The organism is Streptococcus sp. HMSC034B03 (assembly GCF_001838575.1).
GTDB classification, from domain to species: domain Bacteria; phylum Bacillota; class Bacilli; order Lactobacillales; family Streptococcaceae; genus Streptococcus; species Streptococcus anginosus.
Map to the genome: position 1 here is coordinate 315,358 of NZ_KV837637.1, position 6,885 is coordinate 322,242.

The 6,885-nt window shown below is 37.7% G+C and carries 7 protein-coding genes and 1 tRNA gene; 1 reads left to right on the top strand and 7 read right to left on the bottom strand.

What is annotated here, in order from left to right:
* Positions 1-2: 2 nt before the first annotated feature.
* The 6 genes from fabD to HMPREF2634_RS09495 all read right to left on the bottom strand — a co-directional run bounded on the left by fabD (position 3) and on the right by HMPREF2634_RS09495 (position 4,679).
* Positions 3-929, bottom strand: coding sequence for an ACP S-malonyltransferase (gene fabD, locus HMPREF2634_RS09470; RefSeq protein ID WP_021001273.1), 927 nt, complete (start codon positions 927-929; stop codon positions 3-5).
* The gene (gene fabK / locus HMPREF2634_RS09475; RefSeq protein ID WP_070836503.1) at positions 922-1,896 is read right to left on the bottom strand and encodes an enoyl-[acyl-carrier-protein] reductase FabK; all 975 of its coding nucleotides are present in this window, start codon (positions 1,894-1,896) and stop codon (positions 922-924) included. The genes fabD and fabK overlap by 8 nt, the downstream gene beginning before the upstream one ends.
* 212 nt (positions 1,897-2,108) lie before the next feature.
* Positions 2,109-2,333 carry an acyl carrier protein gene (locus tag HMPREF2634_RS09480; RefSeq protein WP_003026017.1) on the bottom strand — a complete coding sequence of 75 codons (225 nt, stop codon included), beginning with the start codon at positions 2,331-2,333 and terminating at the stop codon, positions 2,109-2,111.
* A 53-nt stretch (positions 2,334-2,386) separates the two neighbouring features.
* Positions 2,387-3,361: a beta-ketoacyl-ACP synthase III gene (locus tag HMPREF2634_RS09485; protein ID WP_021001271.1), complete on the bottom strand. Its 975-nt coding sequence runs from the start codon at positions 3,359-3,361 to the stop codon at positions 2,387-2,389.
* The gene (locus tag HMPREF2634_RS09490; RefSeq protein WP_021001270.1) at positions 3,361-3,795 is read right to left on the bottom strand and encodes a fatty acid biosynthesis transcriptional regulator FabT; all 435 of its coding nucleotides are present in this window, start codon (positions 3,793-3,795) and stop codon (positions 3,361-3,363) included. The genes HMPREF2634_RS09485 and HMPREF2634_RS09490 overlap by 1 nt, the downstream gene beginning before the upstream one ends.
* Before the next feature lie 92 nt (positions 3,796-3,887).
* Entirely contained in the window at positions 3,888-4,679 is a 792-nt protein-coding gene (locus HMPREF2634_RS09495; protein ID WP_070836504.1) for an enoyl-CoA hydratase, read from the bottom strand.
* 167 nt (positions 4,680-4,846) lie between these two features.
* Here HMPREF2634_RS09495 and HMPREF2634_RS09500 point away from each other — a divergent pair, with 167 nt between their 5' ends.
* On the top strand, positions 4,847-6,196 hold the full coding sequence (locus HMPREF2634_RS09500; RefSeq protein WP_021001269.1) for an aspartate kinase: 1,350 nt from the start codon (positions 4,847-4,849) through the stop codon (positions 6,194-6,196).
* A gap of 614 nt (positions 6,197-6,810) precedes the next feature.
* Here HMPREF2634_RS09500 and HMPREF2634_RS09505 read toward each other — a convergent pair.
* A tRNA-Asn gene (locus HMPREF2634_RS09505) sits at positions 6,811-6,884 on the bottom strand.
* Position 6,885: the final 1 nt, after the last annotated feature.

The window sequence follows — 6,885 nt, forward strand, 5'->3', positions numbered from 1 at the left end:
ACCTATTCCTTATTTTCTAGAAGAGTAGATAAACTTCTAACATCTTCAACGTGAGCAACCTTTGCTGATTTATCAATTTTTTTAACAAAACCAGAAAGAACCTTACCTGGACCAATTTCAATAAAATTAGTTACACCAGCTTTTTGCATCGTTGCAATACTATCATAAAAACGAACTGGTTCCATAACTTGACGAGTTAAGAGTTCCTTAATTTGTCCTTGTTCCATGACAGTTGCTTTGGTATTGCCTACCAAAGGAAGTTTGAAATCAGCAAATTCAACTGTTTCTAAAACTTTTACCAATTTATCACTTGCAGGTTTTAGCAAAGCTGTATGAAATGGACCAGAGACATTCAAAGGGATGAGACGCTTAACACCAGCTTCTTTTAACAATTCTACTGCTTTGTCAACCGCTTCAACTTCACCACCAATAACAATCTGACTAGGCGTATTGTAGTTTGCTGGTGATACAATTCCCAGCTGGCTTGCCTTTTGACAAGCTACTTCAATTGTAGCTAAATCAGCATTTAAAACCGCAACCATTTTACCAGAGCCAGCAGGAACTGCTTCTTCCATAAAAGCACCACGTTTCGCAACCAAAGCAACCGCTGTTTTAAAATCCAAAGCACCTGCTGCTACCATGGCAGAGTATTCCCCAAGAGAAAGGCCTGCTACCATATCAGCTTGCATTCCTTTTTCTTGCAATAATCGGTAAATAGCAACCGAAGTGGTTAAAATTGCTGGCTGAGTATGGCGTGTCTGGTTGAGCTTTTCTTCCTCATTATCTATCAGATATCGTAGATCATAGCCCAATACTTGACTTGCTTCATCATAGGTTGCCCTCACTACATCAAACTGATCGTAAAGGTCACGAGCCATTCCCAGATACTGAGCACCCTGACCTGCAAATAGAAAGGCTGTTTTAGTCATTTCTAGTTACTCCTGCCCAACGGCTAGCTTCTTTTTGGATAACCTCTGCTGCACCGTAGTAAATATCTTTTAAAATTTCTTCAACTGTTTCTTCTTTGCTGACAAGCCCCGCAATTTGTCCTGACATGACAGAGCCATGTTCAACATCACCGCGAACAACTGCATTTGCAAGAGCGCCAGCTCCTAAATTCTCAAAAACAGTTAAATCAGGATTTTCTTGCTTAAAAGCATCCTTTTCTGCTTGGTCAAATTCTCTAGTTAGTTTATTTTTCAAAGCTCGTACTGCATGACCAAAATGTTGAGCAGAAATGGTTGTATCAATATCCTGAGCTTTCAAAATCATATTTTTATAATTTTGGTGCGCATTTGACTCTTTTGCAACGACGAAACGTGTTCCCACTTGAACAGCCTCTGCACCAAGCATAAAGCCTGCAGCTGCACCGCGACCATCGGCAATCCCTCCTGCTGCAATTACAGGAATATCAACTGCTTCAACTACCTGACGAACCAAAGTCATGGTGGTTAATTTTCCAATATGCCCACCTGCTTCCATTCCTTCAGCAATGACTGCATCTGCACCAATTTTTTCCATTCGCTTAGCCAATGCTACACTTGGAACTACTGGAATGACTGTAATACCTGCGTCGTGGAAACGAGTCATATATTTACTTGGATTTCCTGCACCAGTTGTCACAACCTTGACACCTTCTTCAATCACTAAGTCAACAATATCTTCCACAAACGGTGACAACAGCATGATATTCACGCCAAAAGGCTTGTCTGTCAATGACTTAATTTTATCAATATTAGCTTTGACAACTTCTTTCGGTGCATTACCACCACCGATAATGCCAAGACCTCCCGCTTTAGAAACTGCACCAGCCAAGTCACCATCAGCAACCCAGGCCATCCCACCCTGGAAAATAGGATATTTAATATTTAACAATTCTGTAACACGTGTTTGCATAATACCTTCCTTTATATTGCTTAAGTAATAGCTCAATCATTTCAAGTATACCCTTTGTATAATTTGAAAATCAAACTATTACCTAAACAAGAGGGAGTGGAACCTATCATCTTTAAATTGATTTTATCGTTCCACCCCAGCAAAATTGACTGTCTACCTCAATACCTTTTTTAAAAGAGGGCGAGAATCTTCTCTCAGCCCCGTTTCATTTTTTATTTTGTTTTTTCTTCAACATAGGCAACTAAGTCACCAACTGTGTTCAATCCTTCTTCGGTTTCAATTTGAATATCGAATGCATCCTCAATTTCTGAGATAACTTGGAACAAATCCAATGAATCTGCGTCAAGGTCATCAAAAGTTGACTCAAGAGTAACTTCTGAAGGTTCTTTGCCAAGTTCTTCCACAATAATTTCTTGTACTTTTTCAAATACTGCCATGATAGACTCCTTTAAAAATAAATATTTATATTCATGTGATTACCACATAATAACTAAATTGTAACAATAAGTGTGCCCCATGTCAAACCTCCACCAAATCCTGATAGCAAAACTGTTTGGCTGCCATCAAGATGAATGAACCCCTTTTCAACACACTCAGATAAAAGAATTGGAATACTTGCCGCACTCGTATTCCCATATTCCATCATATTCGCAGGAAGTTTTTCCCTTGCTACACCAATTTTTTTCGCCATTTTATCTAAAATGCGAATATTGGCCTGATGTAATAGTAAATAGTCAATATCCTCTACTTGAACATTACTGGATTCAATCGTATTTTTTATAGATTTTGCCACATCTCGAATAGCAAAATCAAAAATTTTTCGACCATCCATTGTCAAGTAAGGCGCTACTTCTCCCTTTTCAGAATAAGGTGAAGATAAACCAACTTTACCACAAGTCAAGCTTTCCCCACGCGAACCGTCTGTATATTGACTTTCAGCTAAAAAATGCTGCTGCTCTGAGCTCTCTAGCAAAACACCACCAGCACCATCACCGAAAAGAACCGCAGTTGAACGATCAGACCAGTCAAGGACTTTTGATAAGGTCTCACTTCCTATAACAAAACCCTTCTGGTAACGACCTGAGGAAATTAACTTCTCAGCCGTTGATAGAGCGAAGATAAAACCACTGCAAGCCGCTGTTAAGTCAAATGCAAAGGCATGCCTTGCGCCAATATTTGCTTGAACTCGTGCAGCTGTTGAAGGCATCATGGAGTCTGGGGTAATAGTGGCCACAATGATAAAGTCTAGCTCATCTGCATTGATATTTGCCTTTTTCAACAATTGTTCTGCCACCTTGGTAGCCAAAACACTCGTTGATTCTATTTGTGATAAATGACGACGCTCTATTCCTGTTCGACTTGAAATCCATTCATCGCTCGTATCCATTATTTTTGCCAAATCATCATTTGTAACCACTTGACTCGGAGCATAATGAGCGACTTGACTAATTTTAGCATAGTTCATTATTTCAAATCCTCTAGAAAACGATACAGATTAGTCAGACCTTTTCCCATGACCTTCATCTCTTCAGCATCCATTCCCTCAATAATTCTTTCAACCATTCTCTTGTGAAATCTTCTGTGCAAGCGATAAATTAGGCGACCATTTTTTGTCAAATTCAGATGAACCACACGACGATCGACTTCTGAACGTGTTCGTTCAATATAACCTTTTCTTTCAAGATTATTTAAACTAGTTGTTACGGTTCCTAGTGTCACCATCAATTCCTTTGCTACGCTACTAGGGGTCGCATTGGGATTTTTTCCAACGACATCAATCGTGTGCATTTCTTTGATAGAGATATCTTTGAAGCGACTGCCTTTCAAACTAGATTCTTCAATAACCAATACATTATTGAAAATAGATGTTAAATAATCATTGACCAATTGGTAATCCAAAAATCTATCCTCCTCTAACAAAAAAACTTTCAGCATCAAAACATTTGACTAGAAAAGTATATCAAATATCAAATTAAATTGCAACTACTTTTTTACTTCCCAGAAAATTTTGGTCGACGCTTCTCAGCATAAGCTCGCACCCCTTCTTTGAAATCTTCTGTGAAAGCCAATGTCTTTTGCAACTGTAGTTCGAGTTTTGCATACTCATCCCAACCAGTAAACAAACTCTTCCATACCAATTCTTTAATAGCACGATAAGAATTAAGTGAATGACGTTTCAACTTCTTAATCACTTGATTCGTTGTAGTTTCTAACTTTTCAACTTCACAAACTTTATACAAAAGACCATAATTTAAAGCTTTTTCTGCGTTTAACGGTTCACCTGTCATTGCTAATTGAGTTGCTCTCGTCACACCAATCGCTCTAGCAAGTAAATACAGACCACCCGCATCAGGAGCAAGACCTACCCCCACAAAAGCTTGAATAAAACGAGAACGATCCGTTGCAATACAGAAATCCGCGGCGACTACCATATTAGCTGCTGCACCAGCGACTGGCCCATCTACACTCATAATGACCGGCTTAGATAATTGTTTCATTGAGTAAGAAATTTCATTGACCAATTCAGCAATTTTGACCAAAGACTGAATATCATCTGCCTCCACTGCTCGTTGCATTTCTGCCAAATCACCACCAACAGAAAATACTTTCCCATTTGCGTTGATGAGCAAAATTTGGACAGCTTTATCCTCAGCAGCCAATTCAATGGCTTTTAAAATCTCCTCACACATGGGAATATTAAACCCATTGGAAACCTCCGGGCGATTCAATGTTAAAGTCGCAACACCGTCATTGACACTATATAAAATATTTTCAAATTGCATTAAATTGCCTCCGACAATTATTTTCTTTGTCAATTAAATTATTTGAATATCAAATAATACGGTTACATTCTAACATAAAATATTTGCTTTAGCAAGTAAGCACAAGTAAATTTGAAAAGATTTCAGAATTTTGCTATAATTTAAACAATCAGCCTATAGGAGAATTTATGAAAGTTGTTAAATTTGGAGGAAGTTCACTTGCCTCTGCTGGTCAATTAGAAAAAGTATTACAGATTATAAAAGCTGATCCTGAACGTCGATTCGTGATTGTCTCTGCGCCTGGGAAGCGAAGCACTCAGGATACAAAGGTAACAGATGCCCTCATTAAATATTATAGAGACTATGTTGCTGGTAATGACGTAACAAAGCACCAACAATGGATTATTCAGCGTTATCGAGATATGGCGTTAGAACTGCAGCTCAAACCAAATATTCTAGAAAGAATTTCAAAAAGTTTCCAAAAGCTCGCAAGCCTTCCTATCGAAAATAATAAGTTCTTGTACGATACTTTTCTTGCTGCAGGTGAAAATAATAATGCGAAACTTATTGCAGCCTATTTCTCCCAAAATGGGATAAATGCACGTTATGTTCATCCCAGAGAAGCAGGACTTATTGTGTCCAGTGAACCAGGAAATGCGCGACTTCTCCCCTCCAGTTATGATAAAATCGAAGAATTAAATGAAGCTGATGAAGTATTGATTATACCAGGATTCTTTGGAGTAACAAAAAATGACCAGATTTGCACCTTTTCACGTGGTGGGTCTGATATTACTGGCTCTATTATTGCTGCAGGTGTAAAAGCTGATCTTTATGAAAATTTTACAGATGTTGATGGTATTTTTGCAGCACACCCTGGCATTATCCACATGCCACACTCCATTCCAGAATTAACTTATCGCGAAATGCGCGAATTAGCTTATGCAGGTTTTACTGTATTACATGACGAAGCACTCATTCCAGCTTACCGTGGGAAAATTCCACTCGTTATAAAAAATACAAATAACCCTACTCATCCTGGTACAAAAATTGTTTTAAAGCACAGCAACAGGGACTTCCCTGTAGTAGGTATTGCTGCAGATGCCCATTTCACCAGTATTAACATGTCTAAATACCTCATGAACCGTGAAATCGGTTTTGGTAGAAAAGTTCTGCAAATATTGGAAGATCTAAATATCCGCTGGGAGCACATGCCTACCGGTATCGATGACTTATCTATTATTCTTCGGGATCGTGAGTTAACCCCCATTAAAGAGGAAGAAATTCTTCGTCAATTAAGACAAAAGTTAGAAGTTGACCACGCAGAAATCGAACATGATCTCTCAATCATTATGATTGTCGGTGAAAAAATGAAAAGTCACATCGGTTTGACTGCTACCGCAACTAAAGCACTGTCAGATAATCACATTAATATCCAAATGATTTCCCAAGGATCTAGTGAAGTTTCTATCATGATTGTTATCAATTCCGAACAAGAAAAAGCAGCTATAAAAGCACTGTACAAAGCTTTTTTTGAATAAAAATTGAGAGTCTAGGTAAAAATTCATAAAAATAGTCAAAAAGCTTAAAATCAACCTTTTAATTAACTTGATTTTAAGCTTTTTTCGCTATAAGCGATTATTACACTTTGACCATGAATTGAGTTTTTGCTCAGCCACTTGCATTATATTAACCCCAAAATCTTGATGTAGTAGCTGATGATAAAAGCAACAGCATAGGATAGGTAGGAGTACGAACTAAAAATTTTCAAATTTTGATTGATTGCTATGCGTAATCTCCCCAGAGTGTATTATTTATAGGTGAACTCGTCAGGCATCTCACCTGGAAATCTATTACAAAATATAATCATCCATGAGCAGTCTAAAAACCAAACAATCTTAATTTGATTAAGATAATACAATCCTCTCGATAAATGAAACAGTGTAACTCATTCTCTAAAAATGAAAATTTTAAAAAAATACATTCTCATTGCTTTGAACATAAAAAAAGAGAATGAACTTCGTCCTCTGCTTTTCATCAACCAAGAGCCTGAATTAGTGTTATAAATAATAATTTTAACCCGAGATTCTGCATTCTATTTTAAAAATAGCAAAAAAGAAACCCGATTATATCTAGGTTTCTAATCATGTATCAACTCCGGCAGTAGGACTCGAACCTACGACATCATGATTAACAGTCATGCGCTACTACCAACTGAGCTATGCCGGAT